The following is a 19,167-nucleotide window of genomic DNA, read 5'->3' on the forward strand; positions in this document are numbered from 1 at the left end:
GTCACTCCCTGTGCAATGCGTACTCCTGCAGGACGGGTTCCAAGACCTGCGACGACCACCTCTCCCCGATGAGCGCATGGACGTCTGGTCCTGGGTGGAGGTTATCCGGTAGCGGCATCCGCTCCGCGTCCCGCCCCGAGTACAGCGTCAACCCGTCCACGGCGACGAGCGCGTCGTCACCCCGTGCGGCGACGACCCGGGCGGTCTCCTCGCGGACGACGCGGAGCGAGAGCTTGCCCTGGCGGACGTCCTCCGCCGTCCCCCGCGTCCGCTGCCATGGGTAGGGGAGGTCGGGGTCCTCGTACGTCGGCCCGGCGCGTTCCTCCACCGGCTCGCACCAGATCGGCGACGCGACGACGATCGGCGTGCGCGGATGCCCGTCCCGGATGGTGTCGAGGAACGCGTGCAGCGCCGGCGCGAACGTCCGCCGGCGCATCGCGTCCGCCGACACGATGTTGATGCCCGCCTTGACGCTGATCACCTCGGCGGGCAGGTCGCGGATGACGCGCGCGATGAAGCCGTCGAGCATGGCGCTCCCGGAGAAGGCGAGACTGGTCAGCTGGACGCCGACGCGGCGGGCGGCGATCACCGGCCAGGTGCCCAGTGTCGAGTCGGCGGTGTAGCCGTGGCTGATCGAGCTGCCGTAGTGCACCCAGCGCGGGGCGGCCCGCGGCCCGGCGGCCCGGATGGGGCGGTCCGCGCGGACGGCGACGACCTCGACGACGTCGGTGTACGGCACCCAGACCTCGAGGTCCCGCTCGACGCCTCCTCCCCCGACGTCGATCCGGACCGTCGTCGCGGGGCCGGTGAGGGTGCGCGCCCGCTCCGGCTGGTCGAAGGCGAACACGGCGCGTCCGGTGGCGACGGCGTCCGCGCCGCCGACGCACTCGCTCCCGACCGTCACCTCCCATCGGCTCGGCGGGATGGCGGCGTCCTCCGAGGCGACCATGCGCGCGCCGCGGTAGTCGACCTCGATGACGCTCGCCGCGGTGCGCACCGCCAGGCGCACCCCAGCCGCCTGCGCCGACGTCATGCGCATGAACGGGTCGTCCACCCGGGCCCGCGCCCATCCCGGCAGGCGCGCCGGAACGAGCCCGCCCTCTCCCGGCTCCACGCTGACGGCACCCCGGAAGACGTCGGAGGAGAGCTCGCACCGGTGCGCGGCTCCCCGCGGCCCCGGCGTCATCCCCGCGCCACGTCTGCGCGCCGGAACCGCAGGGTCACGAGCTCGAAGGGGCGCAGCGAGAGACGGACGTCCCCGGCGTCCCAGGCGCGCGGGCGCGTCGGGTCGGCGTCGCCGAGGGGGCGCTCGAGGAGGTCGGTCGCCACCGCACCCGCGCACGGGAAGTCCGCGGCCACGCGCACCGTCGCCCGGGCCCCGTGCGACTCGTACAGCCGGACGACGACGTCGCCGCTGCCGTCGTCGGCGAGCTTGACCGTCTCGACCACCGCCGACCCTTCGCTCGCACGGATCAGCGGAGCCACGGGGGCGCTCGTCACCGGCCGGAGCGGAAGGTTGGTCCGGTACCCCTCGCGGATCGTCTCGGCCAGGTCTCCCGGCACGAGGACCGTGGTGAACCGGTGGACACCCTGGTCCGCTTCCGGGTCGGGGAAGAGCGGGGCCTTGAGCAGCGTCTGACGCACCCGGGAGTAGGTGCCGCCGCCGGGACGGGCGTGCCGCGTGACGTCGTGCCCGTAGACCGCGTCGTTGACGACGCCGAGCCCGACGGCGGCGTCGGCCACGTGGACCCAGCGGTGGGCCACCGTCTCGAACCGGGCCTGGTCCCACGACGTGTTCTCGTGCGTGGGCCGGTCGATGTGGCCGAACTGGATCTCGCTGCGCGCCGACGCGGTGTGCACATCGACGGGGAACGCGAGCTTGAGCATGCGCTGACGCTCGTGCCAGTCCACCTCGGTGTCGATCTGCAGCGCCGACCGACCGGCGTGGAGCCGGACGACCTGACGCAGGCGGGAGTCGCCGAACACCCGCTCGATCTCCAGCCCCACCTCGCCGGGCGCGGCGGGCAGGGGCGCCACGGACGTGGCCTCGGCGAGGTCCCGGGCGGTGTGCCGGTACTCCGCGTCGAGGTCCCACGCGTCGAACCGGCGCGGGGCGTCCACGAAGAGCTGCGGGAGGTTCCCACGCTGGCCCGGCGGGACGTACTCCTCGCCTCCCCGCCGGTCGACCAGCGAGGTGATGAGACCCTGCCCGTCGAAACAGGCACGCAGGGACCCGTTCTGCAGCACCCACCCGTCGTCGGCGCGCTCGCAGGTCACGTCGTCGGCCTCGGCGTGCGCCTCGCCCACCGAGAAGGGCGCCACTCCTGCGATCGGGAACGGGCCGGCGTTGGCCATCGCGGGGACCGCAGGCCCGGTCCCCGCGGCGGCGAGCGCGTCCAGCGAGGAGGAGATGATCTCCTGCGTCCACGCGGCGACCTGGCGGTACTCCTCCTCGGCCTGGTCGTACACCCAGCCGATCGACGAGCCGGGCAGGATGTCGTGGAACTGGTTGAGCAGGACGAGGTGCCAGGCCTCGCGCAGCCGCTCGGCGGGGTAGGGCGCGCCCGTCCGGACGGTCGCCGTCGCCGCCCACAGCTCCGCCTCGTGGAGCAGGTGCTCGCTGCGGCGGTTGGCCCGCTTCGTGCGCGCCTGTGAGGCGTACACCCCGCGATGGCTCTCCAGGTACAGCTCCCCCGCCCAGACCGGTGGTGATACCAGCTCCGCCTGGGCATTCGCGAAGAACACGGCGGGATTGGCGTGGCGGACCGTCGGGGACCCCTCGAGGGATGCCGCGCGCCGGGCGGCCGCCATCATCTCCCGGGTGGGCCCGCCTCCCCCGTCCCCGAACCCGAACGGGACCAGGGATGCCGTCGCCTCTCCCTTCTGCGAGAAGTTGCCGACCAGGTAGGCCAGCTCGTCCTGGGACAGCTGCGAGTTGTACGTGTCGACCGGCGGGAGGTGGGCGAAGATCCGCGAACCGTCGATGCCCTCCCAGAGGAAGCTGTGATGCGGGAAGGCGTTCGTCTCGTTCCAGGAGAGCTTCTGGGTGAGGAAGGACTCCGCCCCCGCCGCGAGCGCGATCTGCGGCAGCGCCGCGGTGAACCCGAACGAGTCCGGCAGCCACACGACGCTCGACTCCACGCCGAACTCCTCGAGGAAGAACCGTGTGCCCTCGATGAACTGGCGCGCCAGAGCCTCTCCCCCGGGCAGGTTCGTGTCGGACTCCACCCACATCCCGCCGACCGGCAGGAAGCGCCCTTCGGCGACCCGCTCGCGGATCCGCTGGTACAGGTCGGGGTAGTGCTCCTTGACCCAGAGGTACTGCTGCGCGGAGGAGCAGGCGAACACGAGGTCCGGGTCCTCGTCCATGAGCGCGAGGACGTTGGAGAACGTCCTCGCGCACTTACGCACGGTCTCCCGGGTGGGCCACAGCCACGCGGAGTCGATGTGCGCGTGGCCGACCGCGTAGACGCGGTGGGCGCTGCCTTCCGCCGGCACCGCGAGCACGGGAGCGAGGATGCGCCTGGCCTCGGCGACGCCGGCGCGGACGTCACCCGGGTCGACGGCGTCCATCGCGGCGTGCAGCGCCGCGACGACGCGCGCGCGTCGCGACGACGCCTCGGGGAGCACCCGCGTGAGGCCCCACAGGGTCTCGATGTCGCGCGCGAGCTCCCAGGCGTCCTCATCGGTGCGGACGAGCTCGATACGTCCACGGCGGTACAGCGGGTCGCCTGCGTGCTGCCTGCGCCCCAGCTCGGTGGGCGTGAACGACTCGCCGTCGAGGACGTCGGGGTTCGCCGCCGCCTCGACGAACACCGTGAACGACTCACCGGGCGCCGCCGGCACCCGCACACGGTCATTCCTCGGCTCGATGCCCTTGAGCACCCGCCCGGAGTCGTCGTAGACGAGGGCCTCGACCTGGAACCCGACGCCGTCCCCGGCGAACCCGGGATCGACGCGCAGCTCGACCCGCCCCCCGGCTCCGGCCCAGGCGTCGGGGACCCGCCCGTCCACGCGCATCCAGAGCGTGCTCCACGCGCTCCCCCAGGCGGTGCCCTCCGGCATGGGGCCGAACGTCCGCTCGACGGCGCGGTCGAACGGCACCGGTTCGAACGGCGCCGGCCAAGCCGTCACTCTCACCCCGGCGCGGTCGGCGACGAGGGCGGGCTCGACCCGGTCACGCACGAAGCGCGCGAGACGCTGGTCGAGGGACTGCTGGGGTGCTCGCACGAGATCTCCTCCAGGGACAGGGGTGCCGGTCGCGACGCGGTGCGCGGTCCTTACCGGCCCAGGACGACGTTGAGGGACGCGTACTGCTTGCCGTGCACGGTCCGTCGTCCTCGATCGCGATGGTGCTCCCGCGGAGCCTCGGCCACACCACACGGACTCAAGCAGTTTGATTTATCCACGTCAAGCAGCTCGCGCGGCGCATCAGACTAGGTGCATTGCTCAGCAAACCCTTGACGCTGGTTTAGCAACCGTGTTGATATAGGCCCGCGATCGCGCCGCACAGCCGCGGCACGGCCTTGTTCGACGACGAACCCTGGAGCTGACATGACGCCGAGACGGCTCGCCCGCGCCTCCCGCCCTCACCGTCGCGCCGTCGGCGTGAGCGCGGTCTTCGCCCTCAGCTCGGGGGCACTGCTCTGCCTGTCGTCCGCGGCGGCCGCCGTGGAGGACGACGACGCCCTCCGCTGCGACGACGCAACGGCACAGCCGTCGTTGCGGGTGGCGTCGGCCTCCGCCGACGAGGAGTTCACCTCAGCGTTCCGCACGTTCGGCGACACGGGCGGAGGGTGGGAGGACCTCGGCGGATGGGCGGCGTCCGACGGCACCTACTCGGTCGAGCTCGGCGACGGCAGCGTGGCCTGGCTGATGAACGACACGTTCATGGGCCCGCTCGAGAACGGCCTCATCCAGGACGACGCACGATTCCTGCACGGCACGATCCTCCCGACCGACGACGACGGACACCCCGTCGACACGGTCACCGGGGGCACGCGGGAGGCACCCACCTCGATCGTCGACCCGCCCGACGCGGTCAACGGCAACCCCTGGTACTGGAACGAGGACGGCCTCGTCGACGACGGCGCGCTCCGGGTGTTCCAGGCCAAGACGGCCGTCAACGACGGCGAGCCGCCGTTCAACTTCGCCTGGGTGGGGAGCGACATCGTCACCTACGACTCCGACTTCCGCGTCACCGACATCACCCCCACGTTCGGGCACCCCGGCGGCGTGCACTGGGGGGTCGAGGTGGTCACGTGCGGCGAGGACACCTACGTCTACGGGCAGAAGGACGGCTCGGGCTACGTCGCGCGGGTCCCGCGGGACGCCCTGCTGGACCAGGAGACGTGGCGGTTCCATGCGGCCGGCGACTGGGTCGAGGACGAGGACGCGGCCACCCCGATCATCGCCAACGTGGGCGCGGTCTTCTCCGTCTCCCTCATCGACGGCACGTTCGTCCTGGCCTCGACCGAGACCTTCGGCCCGTTCGGCGGCCACACGATCGACGCCGCCGTCAGCGGTGCCGCTCAGGGCCCCTTCGTGGACCGTCGCGCGGTGTACACCGCACCCGAGGGCCGTGAGGGGATGCTCGCGCCCTACAACGTCGCGGGCCACCCCTGGCTCAGCGAGGACGGCACCCTCCTGCTGTCGTACAACGTCAACGCCATGAGCCACGACGACGTGCTGGCGGACCCGAACAACTATCGGCCCCGCTTCGTCTCGCTCACCCTCGCCCCGACGGACGACGGAGGCGTGGACCCGACGCCCGACCCCACGCCGACCCCGACGCCCGACCCGACGCCTTCCCCCGACCCCACACCGACGCCCGACCCGACGCCTTCCCCCGACCCCGCGCCGACCCCGACGCCCGACGCCACGCCTGACCCGGGTCCGCCCGGTACGGGCGGGAACGACCCCGCCGACGCGGCGCCGGACCCGGCGGCGGGTGCCGGAGGCGGGTCCCGCCCGGGCGCCCTGCCCACCACGGGCGCTGACACCGGCGCGTTGGTCGGCGCAGCCCTACTCTCGGCGGTGACCATCGCCGCGGGAACCGCGCTGCGGAGGACGCTGGCCCCGCACCGCTGAGCCACCAGCACGGGCGTGGCCGCCGGCAGGCGCGCCCGGGCCAGGTTCCGGCTTCACGCCGTGGTCACGCCCGTGCGGAGCGGCGGGGCCCGGGGCGCCCCTCGCGGTGGGCGCGCGCCGGAATTGGCGAACTCGGCGTGAACCGGCGAACCCGGCACGAACTAGCGAACTCGGCGTCCTGCCCGACGCCGAGTTCGCCATTGTGTGCCGAGTTCGCCAGGCAGAACTATCGAACTCGGCACGAACCAGCGAACTCGGCAGGAACCGGCGAACTCGGCGTGAACCGGCGAACTCGGCGTCCTGCCCGACGCCGAGTTCGCCATTGTGTGCCGAGTTCGCCAGGCAGAACTATCGAACTCGGCACGAACCAGCGAACTCAGCACGAACCAGCGAACTCAGCACGAACCAGCGAACTCGGCACGAACCAGCGAACTCGGCGTCCTGCCCGACGCCGAGTTCGCCACTTTGTGCCGAGTTCGCCAGGCAGAACTATCGAACTCGGCACGAACCAGCGAACTCGGCAGCAACTAGCGAACTGGGCACGAACTAGCGAACTCGGCACGAACCAGCGAACTCGGCACGAACCAGCGAACTCGGCACGAACCGGCGAACTCGGCGGCGTCGGGGTCAGACCCGGGTGCGCTCGGCGAAGGCCTGCGCGAGCCGCTCCCCGGCGACGCCGGCGCCCAGGAGCACGTGGAGGAGGAGCCGCGCCTTGCGCCCCGACAGCTCGCCGGCGAGCAGGACGCCGACGCCGCGCAGGTACATCTCCGAGCCCACGTACCCGTACGTCACCCGGCCGGTGCCGCCGCGCGTGGTCCGGGAGGACACGGCCACGACGGCGCCCTGGGACACGGCGCCCGCGAGGACCTCGGCGGTGGCCGCGGACGTGTGGCCGAGACCGCTGCCGTCGACGACGAGGGCGCCGAACCCGGCGTCGAGCAGGGCGCGCACCACGCGGCCGTCGTCGGCGAGCGGCGCCTCCACGAGGGCGACGTCGACCGGTCCGGGAGGCGGCGGGGGCAGGGGCGCCGGACGCGGCGGTGCGGGCGCGGCGAACCGGACCTGCTGCTCGAGGATGCGCCCGGCCGGGCCGAAGCCGGGTGAGGCGAACGCGTCGAGCGCCGTCGAGCTGGTCTTGGTGACCCGGGCCGCGAGGTGGATCTCGTCGTTGAGGACGACGAGCGCCCCGCGCCCGCGCGCGTCCGCAGCGAGGGCGGTGTTGGCCGCGGCGAGGAGGTTCGCCGGCGCGTCCGTGCCGGGGGCGTCGGCCGGGCGCATGGCCCCGGTGACGACGAGCGCCTCGGGGCGGTCCCAGAGCAGGTCGAGCAGGTAGGCGGTCTCCTCGAGGGTGTCCGTGCCGTGGGTGAGGACGACGCCGCGGGCGCCGTCGTCCACCTGGCCCCGCGCCCAGCGCAGGGCGTTGAGGACGTCGTCGACGGTGATCGAGGCGGACGGCTTGGCGCAGATGCTCGCGTGCCGCACGGCGGCCAGCGCGGCGAGCTGGGGGACGCCGCGGACGAGCTCGGCGGCGTCGAGGGTGGGCAGCGCTCCGACGTCGGGCACGGGCGAGGTCATGGCGATGGTCCCGCCGAGGGCACCGACGGAGAGGAGGGGCTGCACGTCTACTAGTGTCGCCGATCCAGTCCGAGGAAGGCCCCGAGCTCCTCGAGCCGCTCGGGCCGGTTCGGGAGGTAGTCCGTCAGCGCGGGCGAGCGGACGACGACGGCGCACCACTGCCCGCGGGAGACGGCGACGTTGACCCGGTTGCGGCTGAGGAGGAACTCCATGCCGCGCGGCACGTCCTCCGGCGTGGACGCCGCCAGGGAGACGATCACCACCGGCGCCTGCTGCCCCTGGAACTTGTCGACGGTGCCGACCCGCACCTCGCCGAGCCCCGCGGCGGCGAGGGCGCGCCGGACGGTCCACACCTGGGCGTTGTAGGCGGCGACGACGAGGACGTCGCGCTCCCCGAGCGGCCGGTCCTCCCCGGCGGCGGGGTCCCGCCAGCGCCGACCGAGGACGGCGCGCACCTCCCCCGCCACGGCGGCCGCCTCCTCCCGCGAGGCCACGGCGTTGCCCTCGTGGACGACCGCGACGGTGCGGACCCCGGGCGCGACGCCCTCGAGGGACCGTTCGGCGGTGCACGGCATGGAGCGGAGGCGGTCCTCGTAGGACAGCCGGGAGACGGCGGCGCACAGGTCCGGGTGCATCCGCCACGTGCGGGCGAGGAAGTACCCGTGGCTCTCCGGCAGGGTGTCGTGCCCGTCGGTGAGCCAGCCCAGCGCGGAGCGGTCGACGGGCTCGGGGTGGCGGCCCTGGCTCACCTGCGGGAGCTGCTGCGGGTCCCCGAGGAGGAGGAGGTTGCGGGCGGCCGTGGAGACGGCGAGGGTGTTGGCAAGGCTGAACTGGCCGGCCTCGTCGACGACGAGGAGGTCGAGCGGGACGTCGGGCAGCCGCGTGGGGTTGGTGAAGTCCCACGCCGTCCCGCCCACCACGAGCCCCCCGGGCTGGGCGGCGTAGAACGCCGGGAACCGGGTGTCCTTCACCCACGTCCACGGCGCGTCGCCACCGGTGCCCGACGGGGCCTTCTTCCCGATCCGGTCGGCGGGCACCCCGGCGGAGGCGACGGCGTGGAGCATGTTCTCCACGACCGCGTGGGACTGCGCGACGACCCCGACCCGCCACCCCTGCTCGACGAGGCGGGCGATGACCCGGGACCCGACGAACGTCTTCCCGGTACCCGGCGGGCCCTGGACGGCGAGGTAGGAGCCGTCGAGGTCGCGCAGCGCAGCGGTGATCGCCTCGATGGAGCCGTCCGGGTGGTCGCGCGGCACCGGCAGGGCGGCACCCCCGCGCAGCCGCGGCGGCACCCGGCGCAGGAGGTCGAGGGCGGGCTGGGCCGGGACGTGCGGCAGGGCCGCGACCACCCGCTCGGCGAGGCCGCGGACGGCCTCCTCCAGGCTCGTGGTCGACGGCCCGCAGGCCGGCACCAGGGCCATGGGGACGGCGTCGTGCACGCAGTCCGAGGCGCGCAGCCCCTCCTCGACGACGAGGACGTCCCGCCCGTCGTCGAGGGCGTCGACCGCGCGGACGGTGAGCTTCTCGCCCCACCCGCGCCGGCCGGAGGTCGACGTCTTGAGGCACCCGGGCAGGGGCGCGTCGTAGAGCGTCCAGGCGGTGGCACCCGCGGTGAGCTCGCTGCCCGGCTCAAGGCGGCCGACCATCCGCAGCAACCGGACGGGCACCCGCTTGCCGGGCGGCACGCCCCACGGCTCGAGGACCTCGACCTCGTCGGCGACGAAGGTGTTGCGAGCATCGGTCCACTCCGCCGGGTCTGCCGAGAGCCGGTCGTAGTGCGCCCACCAGAACGGCTTGGCCTCGCGCCGGTGGTACCCGAGGGCGGCCGCGAGCAGAGCGAGCGCCTGGTCGTCGGCGTCCCGCGCCGGCCCGTCGCCGGCCGCGGCGAGAAGACGCTCGACGAGGACCCGGTCGGCCAGGTCGTCCCGGCGGGGGGCGTCGGCGTCGTCGGGTCCGGCGGCCGGGGCCCCGGGCCGGGCCCCGAGCCGGGCCGCCTCGGCGAGCAGCCAGTCCCGCAGGCGCAGGGTGGACAGACAGTCGACGCGGTTGTACGCGGCGATCTGGCCCAGGCGGCGCTGCCACTCGGCGTCGTCGCCCGCGTCACGGCGCTCGCACGCCTCGGCGTACTCGACGATGGAGTCCCCGGCCGTGGTGACCTCGCCGGCGCGCGCGGCCGGCATGTACAGCGGCTCGAGCTTCTTGAGCGAGTAGGAGTCCTGGCCGGTGCGCAGGCTCGCCCGCACCGTGGCGTAGAGGTCGACGAGCACGCCCTCGCGCAGGAGCTGGTCGACGACGTCCTCGCCCACCCCGTGCCGCCCGGCCAGGCGCAGCAGCGCCGTCTTCTCGTAGGCGGCGTAGTGGTAGACGCGCATGCCGGGGTGGGCGGCGCGCCGGGCGGTGACGTAGGCGAGGAAGTCCTCCAGCGCCTGCTTCTCCTGGGCGCGGTCGTGCGCCCAGAACGGGCGGAACACCGGCTCGGCACCGGCCGCGGTGGGCGCCTCGACCACCCCGAAGAGGTACTCCAGCCCCCAGGCGTCCTCCCCCGCGCCGCCGTCCTCGCTCCACAGGGGGTCCCCCTCGAAGTCGAAGAAGACGTCGCCGGGGTTCGGTGCCGGCAGCGCCGCGATCGCCGCGGTCGCGTGGATCTCGTGACGGACCGCGCCGGGAGCCGTGCCCGGCGCCCCCGGCCCCGGGGGCTGCTGGGCGACCTGGAGGCGCGCCTGGGCGCGGAGCTTCTCCACCGTCGCGGTGCCGATGCCGGCCACCGCCGCGTCGCCGACGGCGAGGGCGTCGATGGTCGCGATCCCGGCGGCGCGCAGCCGGGCCCGCTGGGTCACCCGCAGGCCGGCCACGAGGAGCACGTCCCGGCGGGCCGCGAGCTCGGGGGCGCAGACGGCGCAGCGCAGGCAGGCCCGGTACCGCTCGTCGCCCCACGCCACGGGCCCGGCCTCCGCCTGGTGGCCGTCGAGGATCGCCTCCAGCCGCGCCCGCCGGTCCCGGTAGACGGGGAGCAGGTCCGCCAGGCGGTGGCTGGTCCGCGTACGGTCACCGAGGAGCAGGTGGACCTGCGGGTCCGGGTCGAGCCCCGCCGCGAGGAGCTGGTCGGCGTACGCGGCGAGCTGGAGCAGCGCGGTCACCTTGGCGTGCCGGGCGAGCTTGGTGTCGTAGACGGAGTAGCGCCCGGAGTCCGCACGGACGAGGAAGTCCGCCCAGCCGGAGAACCGGCCGTCGAAGAACCCGGCCTGGAAGACGACGTCCGCCCCGGTGCGCAGGGCATCGAGGGTCTCCTCGCGCTTGGCCTCAAGGAGCGCCCGGTCCGGGCGGCCGTCCGGCCGCTCGATCTCGACGACCCCGGTGCCGGCGGCGCGGTCCCACGGTCCGAAGCGCTCGACGAGCTCGGCGAGCACCCGTGCCTCGTGCCGGTCCCCCAGCCGGGCGGCGCGCTCGAGCATGGCGTCGGCGGGCAGGTCGAGCGGCGCGGACCGGCCGAGCTTGCCGTCGAGCACCCGCAGGAGCGCGAGCTCGCAGTCCGCGGCGGCCGCGAGGTCGCTGGCGCTGTAGACGATCGTGCCGTCGTCGAGGAGGAACACCCTCGCGACTATAGGGACGCCCACCGACATCGGGCGCCGCGACCACGCCCGCCCGGGGGCGACGGGCTACCGCGTCGCCGCCGGCTCCTCCGGCTCCGCACCGGCCTCGATGTGGGCCACCTCGGCCCGCCACCACGGCGTCACGACGAAACCGCGCTTGAGGGTGAGCAGCTCCAGCGAGGCCGTCCACCCCATGACGCCGGGAAGCTCGGCGAGCTCGGCGGTGATGAAGGAGTAGAGGTCCTCCGTGCGCCGGGCGATGACCTCGGCGACCAGGCCGTTCGCGCCGAGCGGGAGGGCGAGGTAGCGCACCTGCGGCCGGCGACCGAGCTCGTGCGCGACCTCGGTCAGGCGCGCCGGCTCCACGTCGATCCGTAGCTGCACCTCGGACTCGAAGCCCAGCGCGGCCGCCTGGACGAGCGTCGCCACGTGCAGCCACCGGCGGGACACCAACCGCTCGAACCGGCGGCGCACCGTGGACTCGTTGAGCCCGACCGCCTCGGCCATCTCCGAGAACCCGACCCGCGCGTCGACGGTGAGCCGCTGGAAGATCGCCTCGTCCACCTCGTCGAAGTGCGCCGCCTCGTGCTCCTCGCTCACCGGCTCGGACCCCGCCGGCGCGAGGCCGAGGAGCTCGCGCGCCCAGTCGTGACTGACCTTGTAGACGTGGAGGGTGAGCTCGCCGCTGACCGTCTCCACCCCGGGGATCATCTGGATCTCCCGCACCAGGGAGTGGTAGGCCTCCGCCTGCCGCGGGATCTGCGCCTCGGCCATGACGTCGTACTGCCCGGTGATGAGCGCGACGAAGCGGATGTCCGCCCGCTCGGCGACCTTGGCCGCCACCTTGATCGCCATTCCCGGACCGCACTGCAGCCGCAGCGAGTGGAACTCGTGCAGCCGGTCGGCCCCGACGCCCTTCATCACGGCGACGGTGACCGCACCGTCCTGCGTGAGCTGCTGGACCCGGCGGGCGGCCGTCGGCCCCGTGGTGCCCGAGAGCTCGGCGATGGTCGCCCAGCTGGCCCGCCCGTCCAGCTGCAGGGCGGCGACGATCTTGCGGTCGAGGTCGTTCAGGGTGCGGCTCGACGGGGTGCCGTTGCTCATGCCGGTTGCGCTGCCTCCGCCTCGGCGGGGACTTCGCGAACGGTCATGGTTCACAACTGGGCCTCCTCGGTCTGCGGGAAATTCCGCAAGAATACTACGAGACACGAATTCCGAATGGGACCGACCGGTTCCGCGTGGGGGCATCCGGCGCTGCGGGGAATGGTCCGCGATGCCATAGGACGGGACGCCGGAGAGAACATGGCGGCGGTTTCCGCGTCGGCGCGTCGCCGGGGTGGACTTACCGTCGCGGGCCCCCGCCGCTGTCAATGGCCAGCGGTCGGCGGCGCGGGCATTTCTGCCATGCGCCGGCGACGCAAACACCGGCGGGCGCGGTAACGGCGCGCCGCGTGCGGGTGGCCCCGTCCGCGGCGCGCCGTCGGCCGATCACGTCACCGGCACGTGCTGGCGGCGTAGGAGACGGACAGGGAGTCGGTGACGACGTCGCCGTCGCGCGTGGCCTCGGCGGTCACCTCCACCGAGCCGCCCTCGACGCCCACCTGGCGGGTGGTGAAGGCGTAGGACACGCTCCGGCCGGGCGCGAGCGCCGCGGTCTCGCGCGTCCCGTACGGGGAGGTCGCCCCCACCGCCACCGGCACGTCCTCCCCGTTGGTCACCGTGACCACCTGGACGGTCTTGCCCGCGACGCACCGCGCGCCGACGGTCGCCGTGACGTCGAGCCCCTCGTCGGGCACGCCGACGACCGTCACGCTGGCGCGCACGGTGATCGCCGTGGAGCTGTACGGCACCCGGTCGGGCGCGTTCCACGCCGTCGAGCCGCCGGCCCCGACCCACTGGTTGAGGTTGGCGCCGATCGAACGGACGGTGCCCGTCACCTGGTACTCACCGGCAGTCGTCAGGTCGACGGTGGCGGTGTCCCAGTCCACCGGGAGGTCCGCCGTGCCGCGCTGGTAGGCGAGCGTCACCTCCGCCGTCGCCGGGAGCGCGGCGGTGAGGTCGTCCGCCGTCGCGCCCTCCTCCACCGTGACGGTGCCGAGGTCCTCGACGACGGCGCTCACCGCGTCGGCGGCGCGCACCGTGTCGTACTGCGCCTTGGTGAGGGAGACGACGCCGCCGTGCTTCGTGCTCGGCGCCATGAAGAAGTCGGGGCTGGTGAGCAGCTCCCAGCCGGCGTCGAGGTCGGTCGTCACCATCGGCCGGTACCCCACCGTGGGGATGACGTCGACGTAGAGGTACCACCGGTCGGAGTCGTTGCTCTTGAAGACCGCGGGGCCCTCGACGCCACCGGCGTTGCCGCCGGCCCACTCCGCGCCGATGCGCGTCTGGATCGTCGTCCAGTCCGTCCCGGCCTCCCACCAGCGCGCGTCCGCCGTCGACTCCATGAAGATGCCGCGGCCGGCGGCGTTGTCCTTCGTGATCCGGTACGTCGTGCCCTCGTCCTGGACCACCGTCGTGTCGATGGTGTTCCCGCCGTCGTCGATGAGGACGCCCCCGTAGGCGTAGGTTTCCTCGGTGAAGTCGGTCGTCGCGCCCCACAGGACCCGGCTGTAGCTCGTGCCGGTGTGCGCCTGGTCCGGGTAGACGTTCGAGGACCAGTAGAAGACGAACGCACCCTCGCCCTCGCCGTCGTAGTCCTCCACCCAGGTGGCCTCGGGCGCCCACGCCATGCCCATCTCGGGAGCGGCGCCGACGCCGAGGTCGATCTGGCGCACGTCGCTCCACGTGACGAGGTCCGTCGACTCCCACACGTTGAGCATCGTGCTGCCCTGGCTGGACCAGTAGCACCACTCCATGCACGAGCCCGAGCCGCGGTCGCCGCCGAAGACCCGCAGGTCGGTGGCGATGATGTAGTACGTCCCCGTCTCGGGGTTGTACGTGAGGAACGGGTCGCGCACGCCGGTGGTGCCCAGGTGCGAGGCGAGGATGGGCTCGCCGCCGTTGAGCGGGTCCCACTGCTCGGGGTTGTCGCCGCGGGAGACGTCGAGGTAGATCTTCTCGGCGTACCCGGCGGAGTCCTCGATGAAGTGGACGAGGAGGTAGCCGTAGGCGTCGTCGGCCGCGGCGACCGGCTCGATCGTCACGGGTACCTCGGCGCTCGCCGTCGCGCCGCGGACGGTGGCGGTCGCGACGAGCGTGCCCTGCGCGGCCGGCTCGCCCGGGGCGGGCTGGACGGCGGTGAGCGTGCGGCCGTCGGCGGCGACGACGAGGCCCTCGCTGGCCGATGCCCAGCGGACGACGCCGTCGTAGTCCGGCAGGACGGTGGTGGAGTCGCTCACCGTGACGGGCGCGACGTCGTCGAGGACGGCGCGGGCGGCCGCCGCGAAGCTCTCCTCGTGGAGGAGGGCGTCCGCCTCGGAGACGTCGCGCACCTCGTCCGCGCTCAATGCGCGGTCGTAGACGCGGAACGTCGAGACCTCACCGGCGAACATGGGGTCGGGCCACGGCGAGCGGCCGATGGTGTTGAGCGACTGGTCGGTGATCGAGGCGGGCGTGAGGGTCGTGGGTGCGGACGCCACGCGGACGCCGTCGACGTAGAAGCTGATCGTGCCGGCCTCGCCGTCGATGACGGAGGTGAGGCTGTACCAGCGCCCGGCGTCGAGCCCCGCGCCGGCGCGGGCGTTGACCTCGCCGCCGCCCGACGACGTCGTGATCGCCGTCCGGGGCGTGTCCCGGACGGAGACGAAGTAGTACGCCTGGTTGGCGTCGTTGCCGATGTTCCAGAGGAAGTTGAACGTGTTCTTCATCGAGGCGGCGATCGACACCTCCGTCGTGATCGTCGCGGAGCGCTCGCCGGCCAGAAGGTTGTCGGGGAGCTCGACCCAGCTCGCGGTCGGGCTCGTCTTCGCCCCGCCCGTGAACCGGAGCGAGTCCCCCGTCCAGAGCGCGTCCGAGCCGTTGACGACCCGGGCGTCGCCGACGGCGCCCGGTCCGGAGACGGTGTTCGGCACCGTCGCACCGGCCTGCTGGGTGAAGAGGTACTCGGCGACCAGGCCGTCGTCCGGCGCGGCCGCGGCGACGGCGGTGGGCGCCGCGGCCCCCGCCGGAGCCGCCGCCTCCGCGGTGCGTGCCGCCGCCGGCGCCATGGCGCCGAGGGTGAGCAGCGCGAGGGACGCGACGCCGGCGATCAGGCGCCGGGACCGCCCCCGGTGGTCTGAGCGGGTCATGGAGTGCATGGGGTCACCTCTGTGTTCGGCCGCGCCGAGGTCTCGGCACGGGTCAGCGCTGGCGGCGCCGCTCATCGGCACGTGCTGGCGGCGTAGGAGACGGACACCGAGTCGGTGACGACGTCACCGTCGACCGTGGCCTCGGCGGTCACCGCGACGGAACCGCCGTCGACGCCCACCTGGCGGGTGGTGAAGGCGTAGGAGACGCTCCGGCCGGGCGCGAGCGCCGCGGTCTGGCGTGTCCCGTACGGGGAGGTGGCCCCCACCGCGACCGGCACGTCCTCCCCGTTGGTGAGGGTGACGACCTGGACGGTCTTGCCGGCGACGCACCGGGCGCCGACGGTCGCCGTGACGTCGAGGCCCTCGTCCCCGACGACGGTCACGGTGACCGTGACGGTGCGGTTGCCGGGGGCGATCTCCTCGTCCGCCTCCATGTCGAAGACCGGCATGCCGTCCGCGGCCCAGTGGACGCGGCGGACGAACATGTCACGGCCGGAGAGCCCGTCGTGGTCGGTACGAGCGTGGAAGACGTAGAGGAGGTTGCCGTCCTCGTCGTAGGACCACATGCCGTGTCCGGTGCCGAGCTGCCACTCCCCGTTGAACATCCCCGACTTCTGCACGGGGTAGTTGAGCTTGTCCCACGTGGCCGGGTCGGTGAGGTCGGCGCCCTCGCCGGCGGGCGCCGTGATGAGGCCCGTCGTGTAGGTGTCACCGACGGTCGAGCCGGAGTAGATCATGTGGAGGACGCCGTCACGCACGTGGACGTTCGGGCCCTCGGCGATGGTGTTGTCCCACGCGTACTCCGGCGCGATGATCCGCACCGGGTCGGACGTGATCCGGGTCGGGTCCGCGGGGTCCATCTCGGCGATGTAGACGGCGCCGAGCATCTGCCACGCGTAGTACGACTGCCCGGAGTCGGTGAAGTAGGTCATGTCGAGCGAGATGTCCTGCACCGGGTTGAGGATCGACCCGTCGGCCCGCACGACCTTCTCCGCCTTCGTCCAGTTCGCCGGGACGGCCGGGTCGAGGTGGTTGCCCTCGGCGTCCTGCTTGAGCTGGATGATGCTCGCGCGGCCCGTCCACATGTCCGGGCGCCCGTTCGAGCCGTCGTAGCAGGGCATGAAGAGGATCGACAGGGTGCCGTCGATCATGTGGAGCTCCGGGGCCCAGAAGCACCCGGTCATGACGCCGCCGTCGGCGTCGGTGTCGCCGGCGCGCAGGAGGTCGACCTCGACGTTGCGGCCCGCGGCGAGCGCCTCGTCCGAGAGGTCCTCGATCCGGTCGGCGACGCGGAACGGCATGTGCGGCCCGTTCGCGGGGTCGATGGGGTTCATGTTGAGGTCCTCGGTGGCGATCATGAGGAACTTCTGCTGCCCGTTGTAGTCGAACCGGAAGATCGACGGGTCGGCCCGCTCGTCCGCGAAGGGCGTCGCGTACTGCGGCGCCTTGATCGTGCCGGTGACCTCGTACGTGCCGGGCGTGGAGGTGTCGACGGCGGCGAGGGACTCCGCGTCCCACGCGATGGCGCGGGTGGCGGTCGAGCCGTCGTTGTAGCCGAGCTCGGCGCGGGCCGGGAGCGCCCCGGCGGCCAGCTCGGCGCCCTCCTCGACGCTCACGCCCTCGAGCGGGCGGACGTCGGTGTTGACGATGCGGCCGAAGCGGACCTCGAGCGCCTCGGCGACGTCCGCCGTGACGGGGAGCGCGTTGCCCGAGGCGTAGTTGGGCACCCCGGTGCCCTCCGCGCCGGCCGTGGCCGCGACGGCGCCGCGCTCGACCGGCCCGCGCGTCGCGGGGTCGGTGAGGTCGGCGAACGTCGTGTACATCGCCGCACCCGCGTCCGACGTCCAGGTGACGACGTACCGCTGGGAGGCGGTGTCGAAGACGACCGCCGGGTCGTTGACGCCGCTCGTCACCCCGAGGTTGACGAGCCCGACCTCGGTGTAACTGAGCAGGTCGGTGCTGCGGGCGAGGAGCATGCTGCTCGCCTGGGTGCCGTCCGAGCCGCCGTCGCGGGCGGTGCGGGTGGCGACGACGCCGAACGAGCCGTCGGCGAGGTAGAACAGGTGCGGGTTGCGCAAGCTGCGGACGATGCTGCTCGAGGTGCCCGCCGTCGGCGGGGTGACCGAGGTCCTCGGGAAGAAGATGCCGTAGTTCTCGTTGAGCGGGGTCCACGCGTCGTCGCCCTCGAGGGCGAGGTGCATGCTCAGCGCGACGTCGGCGTTGTTGGCCTCGGCGGCGCTGGTGGGGACCCGGCTGTAGGCGAGGAGCTGCGAGGTGGAGCCGGCGGGCAGGACCCGCGTCGTGAAGGTGCGCAGCACGCTCACGCCGGTCGCCTCGTCAGTGACGCGCAGGGCGATCGTCGCGACGGCGGGGGTGTCCCCGCCGGAGACGATGGCGCCGTCGACGACCTCGGCCCCGGCGACGGCCTCGACGACGACGCGCGTGCCCTCGGGGGCGGCGGGCAGGGCCGTCCCGGACTCGACGACGGGCGGGACGACGACGCGCTGGGCAAGCCTCTGGACGCGCTGCTCGGCGCTCTCCGTCGACGGCAGCACCGTCACGGTGATGGTCTCGCTCGCGCTGATCCCGCGGACCGAGGCGGTGGCGGTGAGCTCGACGTCGACGGCCGGCTGGCCCGCGAGCGGGGCGGTGACCGAGCCGTCGACGCCGACAACGGCGGGGTTGCTCGAGGTCCACGTGACGCGGCCGCCCGCCGTGGGCAGGTCGACGTCGCCGCTCGTCTCGAGGTCGGTGAGGGCCAGGCCGTCGAGGACGGCCTGCGCCTGGGCGCGCAGCTCGCCGGCGTGCACCTCGGCGTCGGTGGCGGAGACCTCGGCGACCTCCGCGGCGGTGAGGGCCCGGTCGTACACGCGGAAGGCGGAGACGGCGCCCTGGAAGAGCGGGTCGGGCCACGGCGCGCGGCCGATCGTGTTGAGGGACTGGTCGGTGATGTCCGCCGGGGTGAAGGGGACCGCGCCGTGGGCGACCCGCACGCCGTCGAGGTACAGCGAGGCGGTGCCCGCCGCGCCGTCGACGACGGTCGTGACGTTGACCCACTGGTTCGCGGCGACCCCGCACGAGCCGGACTGGACGAGGCTCTCGGAGCCGCCGGCCTTGATGCCGACGAGCGGCGAGCGTCCGGAGCCGCAGTTGAGGGAGGCGAAGAAGTACTCGGTGGCCGAGGACTCGTTGCCGACGTTCCAGAGGAAGTGGAAGCCGTTGAGCATCGCGGCGGAGGCCTTGACCTCCGCGGTGACGGTGGCCGACGTCGCGCCGGCGAGGATGTCGTCGGGCAGCTCGACCCAGTTGCCGGTGGAGGTCTTCGCCCCGCCGCGCATCGTCAGCGACGTGCCCGTCCAGTCGGCGGCCTGGACATTGCGCACGGTCGCCGCCCCGAGCTCGGCGCCGGGGGCGCTGTTGGGCACGGTCGCGCCCGCGGGCTCGTCGAAGAGGTACTCGGCGACGAGCCCGTCGTCGGGGACGTCGGCCAGGGCCGTCGTCCCCGCTCCGAGGATGACGGCGCTCAGGGCGGCGACGGCGATAGCCGCTCGCGGCGTGCGGGACAGCAGTCTCATTCCACTCTCCATCGGGTGTGTCGAGAAAACGTGATGATCAAGGTCGGCGGTGCGGTGCGGTGCGGTGGGGCGGCGGTGCGGTGCGGTGGAGCGGCGTGCGGCGCG

8 protein-coding genes are annotated in these 19,167 nt (G+C 73.6%); 1 reads left to right on the plus strand and 7 read right to left on the minus strand.

The window, feature by feature from the left end:
• Nucleotide 1: 1 nt before the first annotated feature.
• Both EBO36_RS08970 and EBO36_RS08975 read right to left on the minus strand, forming a co-directional pair.
• The gene (locus tag EBO36_RS08970) at nt 2-1,186 is read right to left on the minus strand and encodes an SGNH/GDSL hydrolase family protein (protein WP_122824303.1); all 1,185 of its coding nucleotides are present in this window, start codon (nt 1,184-1,186) and stop codon (nt 2-4) included.
• Nucleotides 1,183-4,230 (minus strand): alpha-mannosidase, encoded by a 3,048-nt coding sequence (locus EBO36_RS08975; RefSeq protein WP_122824304.1) that lies wholly within the window; start codon nt 4,228-4,230, stop codon nt 1,183-1,185. Before EBO36_RS08975 ends, EBO36_RS08970 begins: the two co-directional genes overlap by 4 nt.
• A 324-nt stretch (nt 4,231-4,554) precedes the next feature.
• On the opposite strand from EBO36_RS08975, the gene EBO36_RS15405 reads away from it, so the two are divergent.
• Nucleotides 4,555-6,090 (plus strand): glycoside hydrolase family 183 protein, encoded by a 1,536-nt coding sequence (locus EBO36_RS15405; protein WP_187695808.1) that lies wholly within the window; start codon nt 4,555-4,557, stop codon nt 6,088-6,090.
• 627 nt (nt 6,091-6,717) lie between these two features.
• Here the strand turns inward: EBO36_RS15405 and EBO36_RS08985 are convergent.
• The 5 genes from EBO36_RS08985 to EBO36_RS09005 all read right to left on the minus strand — a co-directional run bounded on the left by EBO36_RS08985 (nt 6,718) and on the right by EBO36_RS09005 (nt 19,062).
• Complete coding sequence (locus EBO36_RS08985; protein ID WP_122824305.1) at nt 6,718-7,713, minus strand: asparaginase; 996 nt, start codon at nt 7,711-7,713, stop codon at nt 6,718-6,720.
• A 5-nt stretch (nt 7,714-7,718) separates the two neighbouring features.
• A complete protein-coding gene (locus EBO36_RS08990; RefSeq protein WP_122824306.1) occupies nt 7,719-11,261 on the minus strand; it encodes a TM0106 family RecB-like putative nuclease in 3,543 nt (1,180 codons plus the stop codon).
• 66 nt (nt 11,262-11,327) lie between these two features.
• Nucleotides 11,328-12,365: an Lrp/AsnC family transcriptional regulator gene (locus EBO36_RS08995; protein WP_164471417.1), complete on the minus strand. Its 1,038-nt coding sequence runs from the start codon at nt 12,363-12,365 to the stop codon at nt 11,328-11,330.
• A 389-nt stretch (nt 12,366-12,754) separates the two neighbouring features.
• On the minus strand, nt 12,755-15,496 hold the full coding sequence (locus EBO36_RS09000) for a LamG-like jellyroll fold domain-containing protein (RefSeq protein WP_122824308.1): 2,742 nt from the start codon (nt 15,494-15,496) through the stop codon (nt 12,755-12,757).
• 62 nt (nt 15,497-15,558) lie between these two features.
• On the minus strand, nt 15,559-19,062 hold the full coding sequence (locus EBO36_RS09005) for a family 43 glycosylhydrolase (RefSeq protein ID WP_122824309.1): 3,504 nt from the start codon (nt 19,060-19,062) through the stop codon (nt 15,559-15,561).
• Between the last annotated feature and the right edge of the window lie 105 nt (nt 19,063-19,167).

The organism is Georgenia faecalis, assembly GCF_003710105.1.
Taxonomy (GTDB): domain Bacteria; phylum Actinomycetota; class Actinomycetes; order Actinomycetales; family Actinomycetaceae; genus Georgenia_A; species Georgenia_A faecalis.

Coding starts and splice junctions, on each gene's coding strand:
- EBO36_RS08970 (WP_122824303.1), bottom strand. CDS start 1,186: ATGACGCCGGGGCCGCGGGGAGCCGCGCACCGGTGCGAGCTCTCCTCC.
- EBO36_RS15405 (WP_187695808.1), top strand. CDS start 4,555: ATGACGCCGAGACGGCTCGCCCGCGCCTCCCGCCCTCACCGTCGCGCC.
- EBO36_RS08995 (WP_164471417.1), bottom strand. CDS start 12,365: ATGAGCAACGGCACCCCGTCGAGCCGCACCCTGAACGACCTCGACCGC.
- EBO36_RS09000 (WP_122824308.1), bottom strand. CDS start 15,496: ATGCACTCCATGACCCGCTCAGACCACCGGGGGCGGTCCCGGCGCCTG.
- EBO36_RS09005 (WP_122824309.1), bottom strand. CDS start 19,062: ATGAGACTGCTGTCCCGCACGCCGCGAGCGGCTATCGCCGTCGCCGCC.